Below are 18,999 nucleotides of genomic sequence, written 5' to 3'. Positions count from 1 at the left end.
CAATAAACCAATAGAATAGCTTATTTTTGTATTGCTTTTTTAACAAAGCATCTTTTACAAGTCATTCTCCAAAAATTAAGATGGAACACACAAGAATAAAGGAACTATTGAATGCCACAGAATTCGGCAAAGAGGTCGTTGTTAAAGGTTGGGTAAGAACTTTCCGTAACAATCAATTTATAGCAATTAATGACGGTTCGTCAATCAATAATATTCAAGCAGTAGTCGATTTTGAAAATACACCTGAAGATATCCTAAAGCGTATCACTACCGGAGCTGCAGTTCGTGTAAAAGGTCAATTGATAGAATCGCTAGGTAAAGGACAAAAAGTAGAAGTTAAAGCTACTGAAGTAAGCATTATAGGTGATTCAGATCCTGAAAAATACCCTTTACAACCCAAAAAACACAGCTTAGAATTTCTACGTGAAATTGCTCACTTACGTTTTCGTACAGGCACATTCAATGCTGTATTCAAAGTTCGTAATGCCTTAGCTTTCGCTGTACATAAATTTTTCCAAGAAAATGATTTTGTGTACATGCACACACCGATTATCACAGGTTCTGATGCAGAAGGTGCTGGTGAAATGTTTCAGGTGACTACCTTAAATTTGAGCAACCCGCCGCGTAAAGAAAATGGCGAAATTGATTTCAAGGAAGATTTCTTCGGAAAATCGACAAATCTTACTGTATCTGGTCAATTGGAAGGTGAACTCGGAGCAATGGCTTTTGGGAACATCTATACTTTTGGGCCAACCTTTAGAGCTGAAAACTCAAATACAACACGTCACTTGGCTGAATTCTGGATGATAGAACCGGAAATGGCATTCTATGAATTGGAAGACAATATGGATTTGGCTGAGGCCTTGCTGAAATACGTGATTAAATACGCTTTGGAAACTTGTCCTGAGGAAATCGAGTTTTTGAAAAGCCGTTTGTTAGAAGAAGAGAAATCAAAACCAGCAGCAGAACGTTCTGAATTAAATTTGGTTGAAAAACTAAACTTTGTCTTAGAGAACAATTTCGAACGTGTAACTTATACTGACGCTGTTGAAATACTAAAACGTAGTAAGCCAAACCAGAAGAAACAATTCAAGTATCTAATTGATGACTGGGGAGCTGACCTGCAATCTGAACATGAACGCTATTTAGTGGAAAAACACTTCAAAAAACCTGTTATCCTAACCGATTACCCAAGAGAAATCAAATCTTTCTACATGAAACAGAATGAGCCTGATGCTCAGGGTCGTAATACTGTTCGTGCCATGGATATTCTTTTCCCAGGTATCGGTGAAATGGTCGGTGGTTCGCAACGTGAGGAAAATCTTGACCGTCTATTAGCACGTATGGCCGAAGTAGGTATACCAGCAGAAGAAATGGAATGGTTCTTGGATACACGCCGCTTTGGTTCCGTGCCACATTCAGGATTTGGTGTAGGCTTTGAGCGCCTGGTATTATTCACAACCGGAATGACAAATATCCGCGACGTAATACCATTCCCCCGCACACCGAAAAACGCAGAATTTTAATATAAAGAACAACAGCCAAAACAAAATATTTTGGCTGTTGTTCTTTTAAATATATACGTATTGGAAGAATAGTTTTGAAGCTTTGACATCATCCGCTTCCTGCTCGAAAGTGACCAGATTAAAAACTAAAATCACCCTACGCCATTATAAATTTTACCAGACTAGATATGCTTATCAAAATATATAACGACAATCCCAATCCAAAAGCCATCGCGCAGGCCGTTGATATCCTTAGGCGTGGTGGTGTAATCATTTACCCTACAGATACCGTTTACGGTATAGGCTGTGATATTACACAACAAAAGGCAATTGAACGTGTCTGTGAGATTAGAGGCTTAAAGCCTGATAAGGCCAACCTATCTTTTATCTGCTACGACCTGACCGATATTTCACAATACACCAAATCTTTCGACACCGCCGTCTTTCGTGTCCTTAAGAAGGCACTACCCGGCCCTTTTACTTTTATCTTTAACGCTACCACCAAAGTTCCCAAATTATTAAGTTCAAAGAAGAAGACTGTGGGTATTCGTGTACCTGACAATAACATCGTTCGGGAAATTGTGAAACAATTAGGCAATCCGATTGTGACAACTTCCATCCACGATGAAGACGAAATTATCGAATACTCTACGGATCCCGAATTGATCTATGAGAAATATCAAGATCTCGTGGATGCCGTTATTGACGGAGGTTTTGGGGACAATGTTGCTTCAACAGTAGTAGACCTGACAGAGGGAACCTTTGATGTTGTTCGTGAAGGAAAAGGTGATCTGGAACAATACCTATAGTATTTAGTATTCTCCAAATAGTGCAGGACTATTTAACATTTCAACAAACATCTTAACACACCAACAAAGATCAACCCAGATTAGATTGTTGGTATTTTGTGCATAAGATCTACTTTCCCATACTTCAATACTCACTTTTCCACAAAAACAACCACTTATTAACAGTTAAAATGTTAATAAGTGGAACGTATACATATAACCATTGATCTAAAATGTGCATAACCCAGCATTTATTAACAATCAAATGTGAATAAGGTAAATAAGCAAATCTAGAAAATACCGATAAATGTGTAAAACTAAAGTGTTATCAACACAAAAATGTTTATAACAAGCTTAAAAGCTCTTCGGCATCGAAATATGATGTGTATAACAGATCCAAATTCACATAACAATGTTGAAAGTTAACAACTCAACTCCACACGTTGCTTCAATGCCGTATTGAAAAGCTCAAACCCCTGCCTCGTTGTCAACAATAACTTTCCGCAGAATGGGATTAATAAACCAGAAAACAGCTCACCTTGAATGAGTCGAACCTCCCCCTCCTCCATCTGTTCCAATATAAAATAATGCTCACCATCAAAGATTCCCGGAACAAATAATTCACCTTTCCAACGCAGCTCGCGGTTAGAGTCAATACGTAAAAAGCGTGGGTTCATCTTTATTTTAAAACCATCAGGTTGTTCCAGCATGACTGAACAGCTGTCCCAATACAGGTTCCTGTCCAAAACTTTTAATCGTTGGACTCCACTCTGGATAAGTTTTGAAATCTGTTAATACTTGCCATACTTGCTCAATTGTCGCTTTAATTATGATACTTGTCTCAATTTTTTTCATTGTTTCAATATATATTTATATCCCTGCAAAATGAAGCCCACATCCTTACCCCAATAGCCCTTATCGGTTGCTATACCCTATGATGGATTCATTGAATTGACGATACTCCAGAAAACAAGTGTGTACAAAGTGTTTCAAATTGAATACCTTATTACACAGAAGCCTTAGCCCAATTCAAAGCCTATCGGCTCCTCATTTACTATTGGAGATAAAACAAAACTAGGATAAGAAATGGAGACAGCTCTTGACTTTTGTCAAGAACTCATTTTTGCGCGGATACGACTAAGTGTTTCGGGGCTCATACCCAAGACTGAGGCTATATAGTGAAGTGGTACTTGATGGAATAGGGATTTATGTTGCTCAAAATACTGTTGATAACGCTCTTCTGCCGTCAAACAAATAAAATCAGAAATTCGTTGCTCCATCGCTCCGAAACATTTTGCTAAAAATGCCTTTTCAAATTTATTCCATTCAATAACCTCAGATTCCATGTTTTGGTAATCTGATTTTGACAAACGGTACAAATGACAGTCACTGATGCATTGAAAATTCCATTTAGAAGGGGTATCAAAAATAAAAGAAGAGAGATCTGTAACGAAATGATTGGCTGTACCAATCCACTGTGTAAATTCTCCTTTTTTACTCCATGCGAATTGGCGAATCAGTCCGGATTCGATAACAAATAAATTGGAAGAATAGTCCCCTTCTTTGATCAGATAATCTCCTCTTTTGAGTTTAATTTGTTCGAAACTTGCGAACAATTTTTCCTGAGTGGCTTCGGGAAAAGGAAATAGGTTTTCAAACAATTGATTAAACATACTTACGTAAGCAAACTACAAGATCACGACTTCTTCGATGATGACGTGTCCTACATACTCGTTTACCCTTCCAAGGATTTGCCGACGCATTAATGCCAATTCGTTTTTAATAACAGCAGACTCCACTCGCACAAACAACTTTTTGTCTCGTACATAAAGCTGTTGCGTACGATTGGCAATTGCTTTACCAATTAATTGAGGCCATACCGAAGCGATTGAGGTCTCATCAAATTTTCGACGCAGTTTGTAAGCTTCAAGGAGACGTTCTACCCCCTGCTTAATGGTCATATCATCACTTGACCGAATAAATTCTAGGCTCTTTTTCGTTGGTTGCTTCTTATACATTCACTTGTCCTCCTTCGATACCAAATATACGAACAGGGCGGTTGATTTCGTCAAAGATTCGTTGAATTCTTTTCGAATCTGTATCCGTTAGAAAAATCTGCCCAAAACCATCCTCAGAGACCATCTGCATTAATTTATGGGTACGACGATCGTCGAGCTTATCAAAAATATCATCCAAAAGCAACAAAGGTTTGAATCCCTTTTTCTGTTGTAGATAAGAATATTGAGCAAGTTTCAAAGCAATGAGAAATGATTTCTGTTGGCCTTGCGAACCAAACTTTTTCAGTGGCATTCCACCATGAATGGTAAATATCAGATCATCCTTATGAATTCCCTGACTGGTGCGTTCCAGAATACGATCACGCTCCAGGTTTTTCTCCAGAATATTCAAGAAAGAATCTAACATCAGCGGAGATTCATACTGTAATTGGACAGATTCAGCATCCTCGGTCAGGAATTGATAATGTCGATCAAATTCAGGTTGGAACTCCGCCATAAATGATCTTCTCTTTTCAAAGATAATATTGCCTACATCCTCGAGTTGAAAGTTAAGAATTTCGATTAAGCCCAGATCCAAGACATTGGTCTGGCGAGCTTGCTTCAGCACGCTATTTCGTTGGATCAGAAACTTGTTGTAGATGATTAAAGTATCTAGGTATTTATTGTCAGTTTGTGAAATCACGTTATCCACAAACTTTCGGCGTTCCTCACTACCGTCTGTGACGATTACACTATCATTGGGAGATATCATGACCAAAGGGAAAAGCCCAATATGATCAGCCAATCGAGGATAATCTTTTTTATTTTTTTTAAACTGCTTTTTTTGGTTCTTTTTTAGGCTACAGGAAATAACATCGCTATTCGATTCCTTATCAAATTCTCCCTGCACCATAAACCAATCATTACCGGATTTGATATGTTGCGAATCAATAGGATTAAAATAGCTTTTACAAAGTGATAAGTAGTGGATCGCATCCAATAGATTGGTTTTACCAACACCATTATTCCCTGTAAAAGCATTTACTTCAGGGAGAAATTCCAATGAAGATTCCGAGTAATTCTTGAAATTTAGAACAGAAAGTTGCTTGAGCCACATAGCTACAAAGATACGCTATTTGGACCGCTAAAAATTATTTTATTTCCTCAAAATCGACAAACTCACCAGCTGTTTCTGTCCCCTTACGCTCTGGAGTTTCCTTCGGTGGAATATAGTCAACCTGAATTTTACCCTCTGGTTGGGATCTTTTATTTTCTTGCTGTCCTTGACCAGTGAATTCGTAATAGAAAGCACCACCTTGTCCCTGTCCGCTATATGCTCCCCCCTGTTCCTGCGCTTTTTTCATCAACTTTTCAGCGGCCTTGCGCATCGCAAACGGTAAAAATAATTTGAATAAGAATCTTATTACAAAGTAAACAGCGACTGTAATAAGTATAAATTTTAAAAATGCCATAGTTAATTCGTTGCTATTTTCTCAAATTTAACCAATAACTCGATAAACTGTTGTCTTTAAATTGTCAGATAAGAAATATTAACAAATTTTAAGACTTTCCTAATTTCCCTTTTGTCTCCATGATCGTGCGGTATAGCTCTTCATGCCGTTGGGTTCCTAACACATAAGTTAGTCCATCTTTATCTGTTAGATATACAGCATTTTTTCCACCAGCAAAAAACTTAATCTTCCCTTTGGTATGTAGATTATAAACAGGATTATTAAAAAAGAATGTACTATAAGGAGCCTTTTCAACCTTCGAGATGGAGGCCAGATCAATTTTTACAACACGCGTTGACCAAAGGCCACTGATCAAAATGTGGTCCTGAAATACCTCAATTCGAAACAAGACCATATACATCATCACAATAGATGTAATAATAATCCCAACTCCGACAATGAAAAACAATTGACTGGAGATCAAATGATCCAAGTTTAGATAAAATGCCGTAAAGCAGAATAGCACAAGTACCAAACGCACGCTTATCCAAACACGGTCACGTCCTAAATATTGATTTTCCGAATAGAGTACACCTTCTTTCATTTCTTTTATTAGTATTGAGCTAGTAGACTTAAGCCTTAATCACATTTACAGACTAAAGTAAGGACTTTTTTTGTATTGCTGGTAATCTTATAACGATTATCCATACGATAATTGGCTAGCCAAAGGATATCGCCATTACCATTCACTACAATGGGAATATTTTCCTTTTCGAATAAGCTGATTTTTTTATTGATGAAAAAATCGCTCAGTTTTTTCCGACCTTCCATGCCTAAAGGATAAAAACTATCCCCGATCTTCCACGAACGAATCGTTAGGGGAAAGACAAGCAGATCGTAATCAAGTTTTGCGATCTCTTTATTGTTGGTGATGGTAAGTTCAGTAGATACACCCGCATGGAAACAATACTGCTTCCACTCCACGGTTGATGTTTCCGAGGTAATTATTGCTTCGTCCGAAGATATAAATTCCTTTTCTCTGATAAAAAGTTCATTCCTATCCAAAAGCATATTATAACAATCCGATTGAAAAATACGACCTGATTCCTTGGCCCAAGCCTGCTGCAAATCACTTAACACTGCTTTTGAAAAATTAAAACCAGAAAACAGTTCGTATAATAAAGGCAAATTATTCAAATATTCTTCCAGGTCCTCCTTACGCACAATCCAACCATCGCCCATTGTCTGAAAAAGTTTATTACGTATGGGTTCGACAAATTGTTGTAACAAAACATATGATTCCTTAAAGTGTGTAATATTCTGTTCAAAAATCTGTTCAAAATCAGGTTGTAGTTTTTTGAAATGAGGAATAATATCTATTCGTATCTTATTACGAGCATACTTGGTCGAAAAGTTAGATTGATCATCCCGATAAGCAATGGCATATTCCTGAACGTAATATTCAATTTCACTTGCTTTAAGAAATAAAAGTGGCCGAATGATACGATCTCTTAAGGGTAAAATTCCCTGAAGACCCTGTAGTCCAGTTCCACGTGAAAGATTTAACAGTACAGTTTCAATGTGATCATTGAGGTGTTGGGCCACAGCAATCCGGTCAAACTGAAGTTCCTCCCGAAGCTGCTCAAACCAGGTATAACGGAGTTCACGTGCAGCCATCTGGATAGAAATTTGATTTTCCTTGGCATAGGTCTTGGTATCAAATTGATTGACAAATATTGGAATTCCATTATCAGAAGCAAACTTTCTAACCAAGGCCTCATCCAATTCAGAATCCTCCCCACGCAACTGAAAGTTACAGTGTGCAATAGCGATTCTAAAGCCCGCTTTTGCGAATAAATGTGCCATCAACATCGAATCTTTCCCACCACTTACTGTAAGCAATATTTTGTCATGAGGCATCATTAAATGCTCCTTTTCAATATATCCCTTTAATCTTTCCAGCACATTCATATAACAAAGTTACGGTATATTTTGTCCGAATGACAAATTCACATCTTAAAATTTGTGAAATCCAATAAAGTAGCAATTAAAATCCATATTTTTGCCCTTGTGAGACAATACATTTTTACCCTTATTGTATTAATTTTAACTGCCTTGACGGTCCAAGCGCAGAAACAGGACGAATTAAAGTTACTTTCTTCGTCGCATATTATTACTGGAAAAAACGGTAACGTTGTTTTCTACCGTCCGGTTTATGAGCATGTTGGTTCGACGCTATCCTCTGACAGTGGGTATTTACATAATGATAAATTGGGTCGTCAATTCTTTGAAGCCTATGGAAATGTAATCATCACCCAGCCTGATGGCACACAGATATTTTCCAATAAACTGCATTATGAAGCGGCCATGCAGTTAGCCACATTGACCGGAGCTGTCCGTATGGTCAGTACCAGTGGATCAATATTGACCACCGACCATCTGGTGTATAACATGCGTAGTAAAATTGGAAACTATTATAGCGGTGGACGTATTCTCTCCGGAAGTGACACTATCACCAGTCAACGCGCGACTTATTTCGAAAATACTGGTGAATCCTATTTTAATCAAAAAGTTGTTGTCCGATCAACCAATGTTAAAGTCTATACAGACTCAATGAAATACAATGGCAACACCCGCATAACGGATTTCTACGGCCCTACGAATATGAAAGGAAACAAGGGCGAAAATCTATATACTGAAAAAGGCCGTTATCATATGGCTACTGGTCAGGCTTATTTTTCAAAAAACAACCTATATACAGAAGGCACTAAATTCCTTAAGGGGGACAGCCTTTTCTATGACAGACAAGTTGGCATCGGCAAAGCCGTGAAAAACGTTGTCTTTGTAGATACCCTGGATAAATTCTATGCTTATGGTGGATATGGACTCTATAATGGAAAAAACGAATCCATCACCATGACCGATAAACCTCTGGTTGTTTCGGTGGTGAAGAAAGATTCCACCAAAAAGGATTCGGTCTCATCCTTCTCTCCTGTGCAACAAAAGTCCGAAAAAGAGCTGAAAAAAGAAGCTAAGGAATTAAAAAAAGCTGAAAAAGAAGAGCAGAAGGGCAAGGAAAAAAACAATAAAGCTGAAATTGTTGCCAATAAGGATTCTAAAAAAAGCTTAACGGAAAACAAAAATGTCATTGGCAAGGATGAAAATTTAAAGGAAAACGCCGAAATGGACTCTGTCTTTATGACCGCTGACACCCTATTCTCTCAAATGATCTTCCGTCGAGATTATATTGCCCGAGATTTTAAATTAAACCGTGAAGGGGGAGCCATCGAAGAAGACAACGAGGTCGATTATGGCGATAAAGATTCCATTTCTGCGGATGTTGACTCAACCAATACACTACAACAAGCAGCAGATAGTCTTAAGAAAGGCATAGATAGTTTGCACAAAAAGGAAATCAAGAAACCAGTCCTTGACAAGGTGGGCAAGAAATTACCAGATACGGTTACAACCAATAGGCAGAATATTCCCAAAAAACAACCGGTAATAGTGGGGGATCAAAATCGCATCGAAATTGAGAAAAACCTGAAAGCCGATAGTGTCTTGCGTAAAAAAGCAATCATTCCTAAAGGTGGGGAATCAGATAAGATTATGGGCGCTGCACTAAAAAATGCACAAGAAGGAAAAAGAGATTCCCTATCCCAGGATACGACTAAAACAAGGATTCTAAAAGCCTATTATAATGCGCGACTATTTAAATCCGACTTACAAGCCGTTGCCGATTCGATGTATTATGGCATGCAAGATTCGATGTTTAGGTTAATGGGAAAACCGATGATGTGGGCTGAAAATTCGCAGATATCGGGCGATACGATATTCCTGCAGGTGAAAAATCAGAAGCTGGATAACTCCCTATTGGTTGGAAATGCGTTTATGGTCAACGCAACAAGTGATTCATTAAAGTTCAATCAGATTAAAGGACGAAAAATCACCAGTTTCTTTACCAATAACCGTATGGAGCGCCTCTTTGTTGATGGGAATGCTGAAAATATCTTTTATAACATCGATGAGAAAACCAATGTAACAACAGAACTCGTTCATGACCGAAGCAGCCGTTTCAAAATTCTGATGGAGAACAATAAACTTCAGGAATATGTTTCTATCCGAAAAGTTGATGGAAAAGTCTATCCGATTGCTGAAGTTACAGCGGACAAAGAATTTTTACCAAACTTTACATGGCGTCCTGAGGACCGTCCTAAATCCAAAGATGATCTATTAAATAGGAAACGTGATCTTTCCAAGTCCTCTTTTACAGCTCCAACAGAAAAGGAAACCGAGGACAATGGAAAAATGAAATCCAAACCAAAAGAGGACAAAGGAAACCCTCAAAAAAAGACCAGGGAGACCGAATCAGGGGCAGATGTTATTACAGACAAGACAAATGGTAATGCTAAAACAGCCAAGCCTGCAACAACAGCTAAATCTCCAGTAAAAAAGGACATTGCTCCCACGGCCGATAAAAAAACTGTTAAACAGGATTCAACGAATCTAAAATCACCAGCACAAGATAGTACTCAAATGTCCAAAAAGAAAGAAGTAAAATAGTCCGTATACAGGATAAAAGCAAGCGGGGCAAAATATCAATTTTGCCCCGCTTGCTTTTATCGTCAACAATAAAGTTAATCGACCAAACCTTATCTCAGTATTATTTAGTTTTCAAATAAGTGGCAAGCTTGCCTACAGCAATCGCACGATGGCTGATCGCATTTTTTTCATCTGCGCTCATCTCAGCAAAAGTTGTATCGTACCCATTTGGAATAAAAATCGGATCATAACCAAAGCCTTCTATTCCTCTGCGTTCTTTAATGATCTGTCCTTCGATACTTCCCTCGAAAAAATGTTGCTGTTCGTTCAGATAGAGGGAAATGACAGTTTTAAATCGAGCGGTTCGGTTGGGGTTGTCTCCAAGTCTTTCCAAGACGAGATCAATATTCTTTTCCATATCCCTTGAGCCCGAGTAACGTGCCGAATAAACTCCTGGTTCACCATTTAATGCGTCTATTTCGAGACCTGAGTCATCACCAAAACAATAAAATCCATATTTGTTTACCAAATAATCCGTTTTTTGCTGTGCATTTTCCTCAAATGTAACTCCAGTTTCTGGGATATCATCCTGACAATCGATATCGTTCAAACTTTTAATAACAAAAGTGTCTCCCACTATTGCTTGGACCTCTTCCAATTTATGGGCATTATTTGTTGCAAACACAAGTTCTAGCATCTTCTTCAAATTTATATTGCCAAAAGTAGAAATTCTTATTTAAAAGATGGTAATCATTATGAGGGGACAAATCGTTTTTAAAAGTTAAGAAACAATAAATGTTTTAAACTCGTTCCAGAACAGTTTCTTTTTATTAACATCGGCAAACATTTCTTCAAAGCTGAAGGTATTGAAAACCGTTGCTATGCGCCCCTTCATATAGGAATTATGTTCGATCAGAGGAAGTTTCAACGATGCAGGCTCCACACCTAACAGAATAATCTTCGTCGGTTGAAAAAATTGCATAATCTGTTTAAAATCGTTCGGATTATGCGTATTGGCCAAGTTAACCACCGCAACAGTTTCCTTAGTTAATTTTAGGGCGCCAATCGTTTTTTCAAATGCTTCGAGTGCTGCTGGAGAGAAATAAGGATATTGTGCATAGCGCAGGATAAAAAGTATTCCCTGATCTTTGCTACCCTGATAAATAAATTCTCCACCTAATACCTCAAGGGCATTATTTCCTTCTTCATTACCGAGATAACCTGACCCCATGATTTCGTCTGTGACAGACAGCTTAACAAGGTGATCAGTAGCAGGAATTCCAACAGCGACATATTCTGTATCCTTTGCTTTAGACACAGCTTCCTGCTCTGATTGAAAATCAAAGCCATTGGCAAAAATAGTCTCATCCATCAAGGCTTGTAGGGCGACAGGATTATCTGTTGTTAAATTGCTCATTGTTCGAAAAGGAAATAGTAGAAAGTAAAGATAAACAAGAAAAGAGTAAAAGAAAAAGGGAGTAAAGAATAAAGAAATTGCCAGAGACAAATTCTTCGTTCCTCACTCCCTTTCGTATATCGAAAAGATTAATGTCCTAAGATATAAGAGAAAATCAAAGGTGCTACGATTGTAGCATCAGATTCTACAACAAATTTAGGCGTATCGATATCCAATTTACCCCAAGTGATTTTTTCGTTTGGAACTGCTCCAGAGTATGAACCATAAGAAGTAGTCGAATCAGAAATTTGACAGAAATAGGCCCAGAAAGGTACTTCTTCCCACTCCAAATCTTGATACATCATCGGCACTACACAGATTGGGAAATCACCGGAAATACCACCTGCAATCTGGAAGAAACCTACGCCTTTTCCAGCGGAATTGTTACGGTACCATTCTGTCAAATAAATCATGTACTCAATACCTGATTTAACCGTGCTCGCTTTCAATTTACCTTTGATCACATTTGATGCGAAGATATTACCTGTAGTTGAATCTTCCCATCCCGGACATACAATCGGCAAGTTTTTCTCAGCAGCAGCAACAATCCATGAGTCTTTTGGATCAATTTCATAATATTGTTCCAATACACCAGAATTAACTACTTGATATAAGAATTCATGTGGCAAGTAACGCTCACCTTTCGCTTCTGCGGCATGCCATACATCTTCAAGATGCTTCTGCAAGCGACGGAAAGCCTCTTCTTCTGGAATACAAGTATCTGTTACACGGTTATAGTGATTATCCAATAATTCTCTTTCTTGTTCCGCTGTCAAATCTCTATAATTTGGGATTCTTTTGTAATGTGAGTGAGCAACTAAGTTCATCACATCCTCTTCCAAATTAGCCCCAGTACAAGAAATAAAGTGTACTTTATCTTGACGGATCATTTCTGCCAAAGAAACACCCAATTCAGCAGTAGACATTGCACCTCCAAGAGAGATCAACATTTTTCCACCATCCAAAAGATGTTCCTCGTAACCTTTTGCAGCATCTACTAATGCCGCTGCGTTAAAGTGACGGTAATTATGCTCAATAAATTGAGAAATAGGTCCTTTTTGAGTACTCATAATATTTTCTAACTTTTATAAAATAATAAGTACGGCAAAGGTACTGAATATTATCTATTTCAGGTTCCCTCTCCCACCAAAACAGCTATTAACTACTTATTTTTTAACAAATGTAAAAAAACAGACAATTTCTACTTCTTCAGTAATCTTGAAAAGAAGAAATATGCAGCCACTAAAAAAATAACAATAACAATAAGGACGGCAACCTCTTGGCCACCCACTCCCCAGTTCATACTATTCATACCTTCTGTATAAAAGTTAAATCACCCATTTCTCACAGCGATCCAAAAATGCTTGGTCTATATCCGCACCGATACCCGCCTCATCCGAAATATGGATTTTGTATCCGTCATATTGTATGCCCCCAACCACAGGATCCTCCAGATGGCCAACCATGCAGGTATCTAAATCAAAAAACTTGACATTAGGAGCCGCATAGGCGAAATGGACTTTTGCGGCCAATGCTAAGCGAGACTCCAGCATCCCACCAATCATACAGTTAATACCATACTCCGATGCAACTTTATTGATTCTCAAAGCTTCTTGAATCCCACCTGATTTCGAAAACTTGATATTGATGTAATCACAAGCATCTGCTTTACAAAGTCGTTCCGCATCATGATGCGAATAAACCGACTCATCAGCCATAATCGGGACGATCGTCTCTGTGCGCAATTGCGGCAACAATTCATCATTCCAAGTCCGCATTGGCTGCTCACAAAATTGAATTTTAAACGGTTCTAACCCCTGTAAGGCTTCTACCGCGTCTTCATAAGACCAACCTTGGTTTGCATCTATCCGAATAGGCATCTCAAATCCTACCGCTTTACGTATTTCACGAATACGAGCCACATCTGTTTTCGGATCCTTGCCCAATTTTACTTTCAACATTACAGCTCCCCCCTCCTGCAGACGCTTAGCTTTTATTGCCATCTCCTCTGGAGAGGCTATACCCAGTGTCATATCCGTTGTTATCTCGCGTTTAGCTCCACGCAAAAACTGATACAGTGGAATACCCGCATGTTTGGCTGCTAAGTCATGCAATGCAATATCAAAAGCAGATTTGATGGTTCGATTTCCTGCGATATACAAATCTAGCTCAGCCAATCGTTCATCGATGTCCAGCGGGTCCTTTCCTTTCCAGATCTTGGCAAAATCACGTGCCAAAACCAGACAGGTATCCTGTGTTTCTCCCACAATCATCGGAAAGGCAGAGCATTCACCGACGCCGTAAATAGTCGTATCGGTATGTATGCGTATAAAGGTATTTTGCGCATAATCCATGGTTCCAGTTGCGATAACAAATGGTTCCATGGGAATACTTAGTCTGTAGATCTCAATTTCAGTTATTTTCATCTTAGTGTCTATAAATTAAGGCATGTTGACGCAGCACAAACAGCCTGCAATACTTTGCCTAATTTATACATATTATTGCAATCATACGATGCTTTTTCAATACCTACCTAAAATTTATCGCCAAGTGATGCATTATTAAGAAATGAAAGATGAGGTTTACATCCTAAAACAATAAATATGATATCAGTAATAAAACAGATAAAAAGAAATGATAAAATCAAAACAAGTGCATTTTTATTAGAATATTTATAATTTTATTCATTTTTATTCCTATATTAGCAATGTATAATATTTGAAAAGGAAAGATGATTCAACAAAGACCGAAAACGGAGGGCCTTTACGACCCTAATTTTGAGCATGACGCCTGTGGAGTAGGCTTTGTCGCCCATATCAAAGGGAATAAATCACACGCACAAGTAAAAGACGCATTGACCATGTTGGAGAACATGGAGCATCGTGGTGCTTGTGGTTGTGATCCCGAAAGTGGAGACGGAGCTGGTATCATGATTCAACTGCCACACGAATTTTTATGGGAAGAATGTATCAGCTTAGGAATACAGTTAGAGGAACCAGGGTATTATGGAACAGGAATGGTATTTCTTCCGAAAGAAGAAGGCATGAACAAAATATGTCGGGACTTAATTGAGGAAGCGGCAGTCGAAAGGGGTATGAAATTCCTTGGCTATCGTCCAGTACCAGTCAATCGTGAAGGTATTGGACCAACAGCACTCAGTGCCGAACCTGAAATCGTCCAGTTTTTTGTTAGTAGACCGGACGGAGTTTCAAACACTGAAGAATTTGAACGCAAACTTTTTGTGCTACGTCGCCTGATCATTCAAAAAGTTAAACAACAACAAGAATACCCTCTCCCACTTTACTTTGCATCGCTTTCTTGCAAAACTATCATTTACAAAGGTCAATTAACAACATACCAAGTCGGCACCTATTACCTGGATTTACGCGATCCCCGTGTGGTATCTGCATTTGGATTGGTACACTCACGCTTCTCGACCAACACTTTCCCTTCTTGGTCACTAGCACAACCATTCCGTATGTTGGCTCATAATGGTGAAATCAATACCCTAACAGGTAACCTCAATTGGTTTTACGCTGGAATGCGTGCCCTTTCGTCACCTTATTTCACTGAAGACGAGATGGAAATTCTGCTTCCTATCGTTGATCGAGGTCAGTCGGATTCAGCCTGTCTTGACAATGTTGCCGAACTCCTTTTACACAGTGGCCGTAGCCTGACACACGTCATGTTGATGTTAGTACCCGAAGCATGGGATGGCAATACCCAAATGGATCCGTTGAAACGTGCATTCTACGAGTACCATGCAACCTTAATGGAACCCTGGGATGGACCTGCAGCACTATGTTTTACAGATGGTAAACATATCGGAGCAACACTAGACCGCAACGGTTTACGCCCATTACGTTATGCAGTAACCTCGGATGACCGTGTTGTCGTTGCTTCCGAAGCCGGCGCACTTCCAATCGAAGAATCGACCATTATTAAAAAAGGCCGTCAACAGGCTGGCAAGATATTTCTCGTCGACATGGAGCAAGGTCGCATCTTGACAGACGATGAAGTAAAAGATCAATTGATCAACCAACAACCTTATAGTGATTGGTTGGACAACTATAAAATCAAGTTAGAAGAACTGGAAGAACCTCGTGTCACCTATACCTATCTTTCCAAAGAATCCGTTTTCAAATATCAAAAGACATTTGGTTTCTCACGAGAAGACCTCGAAACAATCCTGACGCCAATGGCATTAACAGGATACGAACCAACAGGGTCAATGGGTTCTGATGTTCCTCTGGCTATTCTCTCTGATCAACCACAACATATCTCAAGTTACTTTAAACAGTTTTTCGCGCAGGTAACTAACCCTCCAATCGATCCGATCCGAGAACGTTTGGTGATGAGCTTGGCAACTTTTATTGGTAATGCTGGAAATATCCTAATCGAGGACAAAAAATTCTGTCACTGCGTGACCCTCCCTCATCCTATCCTCACATCCAAAGAACTTGAAAAATTGCGTTCCATTGATACCGGATTATTTCAGGCAAAAACCATCCAATCCTATTTCCGTTCAGACGGAAAGGCAGGTTCGCTGGAAGCAGGTCTAGAGCGTCTATGCAGATATGCTGATGATGCAGTACGTGATGGTTTTCAGGTATTGATACTTTCGGATCGTGCCATAGATTCCAAACACGCGGCTATCCCTTCTTTGCTTGCTGTATCGGCAGTTCACCACCACCTGATCAAAACCGGTAACCGTGGTGCTGTCGGTCTAGTTGTCGAAGCTGGCGATGCTTGGGAAGTACACCACTTTGCCTGCCTATTGGCATTCGGTGCTACAGCAATCAACCCATATATGGCATTGGCAAGTATTCGTACTATGAAGGAACAAAACACCTTAGATACCGAACTTACTTGGCCTGAGCTATCCAAAAACTACGTAAAAGCAGTTAACAATGGCTTGCTAAAAATTTTCTCCAAAATGGGGATTTCAACATTACAATCTTATCACGGAGCACAGATCTTTGAAGTACTTGGTATCGACAAATCTGTTGTTGATAAATTCTTCTGCGGCGCTGTATCTCGTATCGGTGGTATGACACTGGATGATCTAGCTAAAGAGGCCTTATCTAAACACTGGCGTGGATTTGAAAAAAGCCGTACACCACAAAATCTTTTGCCAGAAGGTGGTATCTATCAATGGAAACGTCGTGGCGAAGGTCACTTATGGAATCCTGATACCATTCACTTATTGCAGCAAGCATGTCGGACCGGAGACTATGCTACCTATAAAAAGTACGCGACCAAGATCAACGAACAGAAAGAACATATGTTTACTCTTCGTGGGCTATTGGATTTTGCTAAACATCGTAATTCCATTCCATTGGAGCAAGTTGAGCCAGCAAGTGAAATCTTAAAACGTTTTGCGACCGGCGCGATGTCCTTTGGGTCTATCTCCCATGAAGCACATAGTACACTTGCCATTGCGATGAACCGCATCGGTGCAAAATCAAACACAGGTGAAGGTGGAGAAGATGAATTGCGTTATCAACCACTTCCGAATGGTGATTCCATGCGTTCGGCAATTAAGCAAGTCGCTTCTGCACGTTTTGGGGTAACATCCAATTACTTGACACAAGCGGACGAACTACAGATCAAAATGGCACAGGGTGCTAAACCGGGTGAAGGTGGTCAATTACCGGGTCCTAAGGTAGATGCCTGGATTGCGAAAACCAGACACTCTACGCCTGGCGTTGGTCTGATTTCTCCACCACCACATCATGATATCTACTCCATCGAAGATTTGGCACAGTTGATCTTCGATTTGAAGAATGCCAACCGCCAAGCGCGGATCAACGTAAAACTGGTCTCTAAAGCCGGGGTAGGAACGATTGCCGCCGGTGTTGCTAAAGCGCATGCTGACGTTATCCTCATCGCTGGTTTTGATGGAGGAACAGGTGCATCTCCGATCAGTTCGATCAAACATGCCGGATTACCTTGGGAACTTGGTCTTGCCGAAGCACATCAAACTCTTGTGAAAAACAAATTGCGTAGCCGTGTCGTTTTACAGGCCGATGGACAGGTAAAAACTGGTCGAGATATCGTTATTGCAACATTATTAGGTGCCGAAGAATGGGGTGTATCCACAGCTGCACTGGTCGCTGGTGGCTGTATTATGATGCGCAAATGTCACTTAAATACATGTCCAGTAGGTGTCGCTACACAAGATCCCGAATTACGCAAACTTTTCTCTGGGAAACCCGAAGATATCGTCAACCTATTCACCTTCCTTGCCGAAGAAGTACGTGAGACCATGGCGTACCTTGGTTTCCGCACCATCAACGAGATGGTAGGTCGCGCCCAGTTCCTGAAAAAACGTGAAAATATCGACCATTGGAAAGCTAAGAAGATCGACTTTACCGATATCCTTCATGTTGAACGCAATGAACCGGGACAATCATTATACAATACCGAAGAACAAGATCACGGCATGGCCATGATTTTAGATTGGGGATTATTGAAACAATCCAAATTAGCGTTAGATAGCAAGACACCGGTCTTTGGAACTTTCAAAGTGAAAAATACCGACCGTACCATCGGAACAATGCTATCCAATGAGATCTCCAAATTATATGGATCTGAAGGATTACCTGATAACACCATCAACTTCAAATTTGAGGGATCCGCAGGTCAGAGCTTTGGTGCATTTTCAACAAAAGGTCTTTCCTTTGAATTGCAGGGAGAAGCCAATGACTACGTTGGTAAGGGCTTATCAGGTGCACAATTGGCTATTTATCCAGTAACAGAAAGTGCCCTTGTACCTGAAGATAACATCATCATTGGTAATGTGGCATTATTCGGGGCTACATCAGGACACCTATTCGTCAATGGACAAGCAGGTGAGCGTTTTGCCGTCCGTAACTCAGGGGCTACTGCTGTCGTCGAAGGTGTAGGTGATCACGGTTGTGAATATATGACCGGTGGTCGAGCACTGATCCTTGGTGCAACAGGACGCAATTTTGCGGCTGGGATGAGCGGTGGTATCGCTTGGATTTACGATATCAACGATGACTTCCGCGAAAACTGCAACCTGGAGATGGTTGATTTGGATCCATTGGAAAGTGAAGATGAAACAGCGATCATAGCGTTATTGAAACGCCATGTATTGTTGACCAATAGCCGTAGAGCAGATTTCATCTTACAGAATTGGGCCCGGGAGAAAAATAAATTCATAAAAGTATTCCCGAGGGAATACAAAAATGTCATTCGTCAAAAATTAGTTGAAGCATAAAATAGGAAGCACAG

General features: G+C 39.7%; 16 protein-coding genes. 4 read left to right on the top strand and 12 right to left on the bottom strand.

Annotated elements, in window-relative coordinates; genetic code table 11:
- Positions 1–80 precede the first annotated feature (80 nt).
- Entirely contained in the window at positions 81–1,526 is a 1,446-nt protein-coding gene (asnS, locus tag DFQ12_RS23690; protein ID WP_120261530.1) for an asparagine--tRNA ligase, read from the top strand.
- Between the two features lie 167 nt (positions 1,527–1,693).
- Positions 1,694–2,314 (top strand): L-threonylcarbamoyladenylate synthase, encoded by a 621-nt coding sequence (locus DFQ12_RS23685; RefSeq protein WP_120261529.1) that lies wholly within the window; start codon positions 1,694–1,696, stop codon positions 2,312–2,314.
- Between the two features lie 401 nt (positions 2,315–2,715).
- Here DFQ12_RS23685 and DFQ12_RS23680 read toward each other — a convergent pair whose 3' ends face one another.
- The 8 genes from DFQ12_RS23680 to tilS all read right to left on the bottom strand — a co-directional run bounded on the left by DFQ12_RS23680 (position 2,716) and on the right by tilS (position 7,712).
- Positions 2,716–2,970 carry an SRPBCC domain-containing protein gene (locus DFQ12_RS23680; RefSeq protein ID WP_120261645.1) on the bottom strand — a complete coding sequence of 85 codons (255 nt, stop codon included), beginning with the start codon at positions 2,968–2,970 and terminating at the stop codon, positions 2,716–2,718.
- Between the two features lie 16 nt (positions 2,971–2,986).
- The gene (locus DFQ12_RS23675; protein WP_120261528.1) at positions 2,987–3,148 is read right to left on the bottom strand and encodes an SRPBCC family protein; all 162 of its coding nucleotides are present in this window, start codon (positions 3,146–3,148) and stop codon (positions 2,987–2,989) included.
- A gap of 254 nt (positions 3,149–3,402) precedes the next feature.
- Positions 3,403–3,966: a Crp/Fnr family transcriptional regulator gene (locus tag DFQ12_RS23670; RefSeq protein WP_120261527.1), complete on the bottom strand. Its 564-nt coding sequence runs from the start codon at positions 3,964–3,966 to the stop codon at positions 3,403–3,405.
- 15 nt (positions 3,967–3,981) lie between these two features.
- Positions 3,982–4,311 (bottom strand): DciA family protein, encoded by a 330-nt coding sequence (locus DFQ12_RS23665; protein ID WP_077437878.1) that lies wholly within the window; start codon positions 4,309–4,311, stop codon positions 3,982–3,984.
- Positions 4,304–5,407, bottom strand: a complete 1,104-nt coding sequence (recF, locus tag DFQ12_RS23660) for a DNA replication/repair protein RecF (RefSeq protein WP_120261526.1) — start codon at positions 5,405–5,407, stop codon at positions 4,304–4,306. The genes DFQ12_RS23665 and recF overlap by 8 nt, the downstream gene beginning before the upstream one ends.
- A 34-nt stretch (positions 5,408–5,441) precedes the next feature.
- A complete protein-coding gene (locus tag DFQ12_RS23655) occupies positions 5,442–5,762 on the bottom strand; it encodes a DUF4834 family protein (protein WP_120261525.1) in 321 nt (106 codons plus the stop codon).
- Between the two features lie 88 nt (positions 5,763–5,850).
- The gene (locus DFQ12_RS23650; protein ID WP_120261524.1) at positions 5,851–6,345 is read right to left on the bottom strand and encodes a hypothetical protein; all 495 of its coding nucleotides are present in this window, start codon (positions 6,343–6,345) and stop codon (positions 5,851–5,853) included.
- Positions 6,346–6,380: 35 nt separating this feature from the next.
- Entirely contained in the window at positions 6,381–7,712 is a 1,332-nt protein-coding gene (gene tilS, locus DFQ12_RS23645; RefSeq protein ID WP_120261523.1) for a tRNA lysidine(34) synthetase TilS, read from the bottom strand.
- Positions 7,713–7,811: 99 nt separating this feature from the next.
- Between tilS and DFQ12_RS23640 the strand changes: the two genes are divergently transcribed.
- Positions 7,812–10,304, top strand: a complete 2,493-nt coding sequence (locus DFQ12_RS23640) for an OstA-like protein (RefSeq protein ID WP_167457344.1) — start codon at positions 7,812–7,814, stop codon at positions 10,302–10,304.
- Between the two features lie 100 nt (positions 10,305–10,404).
- Here the strand turns inward: DFQ12_RS23640 and DFQ12_RS23635 are convergent, their stop codons facing one another.
- The 4 genes from DFQ12_RS23635 to DFQ12_RS23620 all read right to left on the bottom strand — a co-directional run bounded on the left by DFQ12_RS23635 (position 10,405) and on the right by DFQ12_RS23620 (position 14,165).
- The gene (locus tag DFQ12_RS23635) at positions 10,405–10,980 is read right to left on the bottom strand and encodes a non-canonical purine NTP diphosphatase (RefSeq protein WP_120261521.1); all 576 of its coding nucleotides are present in this window, start codon (positions 10,978–10,980) and stop codon (positions 10,405–10,407) included.
- An 84-nt stretch (positions 10,981–11,064) separates the two neighbouring features.
- Positions 11,065–11,700: a hypothetical protein gene (locus DFQ12_RS23630; RefSeq protein ID WP_120261520.1), complete on the bottom strand. Its 636-nt coding sequence runs from the start codon at positions 11,698–11,700 to the stop codon at positions 11,065–11,067.
- 128 nt (positions 11,701–11,828) lie between these two features.
- Positions 11,829–12,809 carry a deoxyhypusine synthase family protein gene (locus DFQ12_RS23625; protein ID WP_120261519.1) on the bottom strand — a complete coding sequence of 327 codons (981 nt, stop codon included), beginning with the start codon at positions 12,807–12,809 and terminating at the stop codon, positions 11,829–11,831.
- Between the two features lie 258 nt (positions 12,810–13,067).
- Positions 13,068–14,165: a mandelate racemase/muconate lactonizing enzyme family protein gene (locus DFQ12_RS23620; protein ID WP_120261518.1), complete on the bottom strand. Its 1,098-nt coding sequence runs from the start codon at positions 14,163–14,165 to the stop codon at positions 13,068–13,070.
- Positions 14,166–14,470: 305 nt separating this feature from the next.
- Between DFQ12_RS23620 and gltB the strand changes: the two genes are divergently transcribed.
- Entirely contained in the window at positions 14,471–18,985 is a 4,515-nt protein-coding gene (gene gltB, locus DFQ12_RS23615) for a glutamate synthase large subunit (protein WP_120261517.1), read from the top strand.
- Positions 18,986–18,999: the final 14 nt, after the last annotated feature.

Source organism: Sphingobacterium detergens, from assembly GCF_003610355.1.
Taxonomy (GTDB): Bacteria; Bacteroidota; Bacteroidia; order Sphingobacteriales; family Sphingobacteriaceae; genus Sphingobacterium; species Sphingobacterium detergens.
Note: the sequence above shows the minus strand (reverse complement) of the source record. Positions and strands in the feature narration are given on the sequence as shown.

Coding starts and splice junctions, on each gene's coding strand:
- asnS (WP_120261530.1), top strand. CDS start 81: ATGGAACACACAAGAATAAAGGAACTATTGAATGCCACAGAATTCGGC.
- DFQ12_RS23620 (WP_120261518.1), bottom strand. CDS start 14,165: ATGAAAATAACTGAAATTGAGATCTACAGACTAAGTATTCCCATGGAA.
- DFQ12_RS23685 (WP_120261529.1), top strand. CDS start 1,694: ATGCTTATCAAAATATATAACGACAATCCCAATCCAAAAGCCATCGCG.
- DFQ12_RS23665 (WP_077437878.1), bottom strand. CDS start 4,311: ATGTATAAGAAGCAACCAACGAAAAAGAGCCTAGAATTTATTCGGTCA.
- DFQ12_RS23675 (WP_120261528.1), bottom strand. CDS start 3,148: ATGAAAAAAATTGAGACAAGTATCATAATTAAAGCGACAATTGAGCAA.
- DFQ12_RS23625 (WP_120261519.1), bottom strand. CDS start 12,809: ATGAGTACTCAAAAAGGACCTATTTCTCAATTTATTGAGCATAATTAC.
- DFQ12_RS23680 (WP_120261645.1), bottom strand. CDS start 2,970: ATGAACCCACGCTTTTTACGTATTGACTCTAACCGCGAGCTGCGTTGG.
- DFQ12_RS23650 (WP_120261524.1), bottom strand. CDS start 6,345: ATGAAAGAAGGTGTACTCTATTCGGAAAATCAATATTTAGGACGTGAC.
- DFQ12_RS23630 (WP_120261520.1), bottom strand. CDS start 11,700: ATGAGCAATTTAACAACAGATAATCCTGTCGCCCTACAAGCCTTGATG.
- DFQ12_RS23670 (WP_120261527.1), bottom strand. CDS start 3,966: ATGTTTAATCAATTGTTTGAAAACCTATTTCCTTTTCCCGAAGCCACT.
- gltB (WP_120261517.1), top strand. CDS start 14,471: ATGATTCAACAAAGACCGAAAACGGAGGGCCTTTACGACCCTAATTTT.
- DFQ12_RS23635 (WP_120261521.1), bottom strand. CDS start 10,980: ATGCTAGAACTTGTGTTTGCAACAAATAATGCCCATAAATTGGAAGAG.
- DFQ12_RS23655 (WP_120261525.1), bottom strand. CDS start 5,762: ATGGCATTTTTAAAATTTATACTTATTACAGTCGCTGTTTACTTTGTA.
- tilS (WP_120261523.1), bottom strand. CDS start 7,712: ATGAATGTGCTGGAAAGATTAAAGGGATATATTGAAAAGGAGCATTTA.
- recF (WP_120261526.1), bottom strand. CDS start 5,407: ATGTGGCTCAAGCAACTTTCTGTTCTAAATTTCAAGAATTACTCGGAA.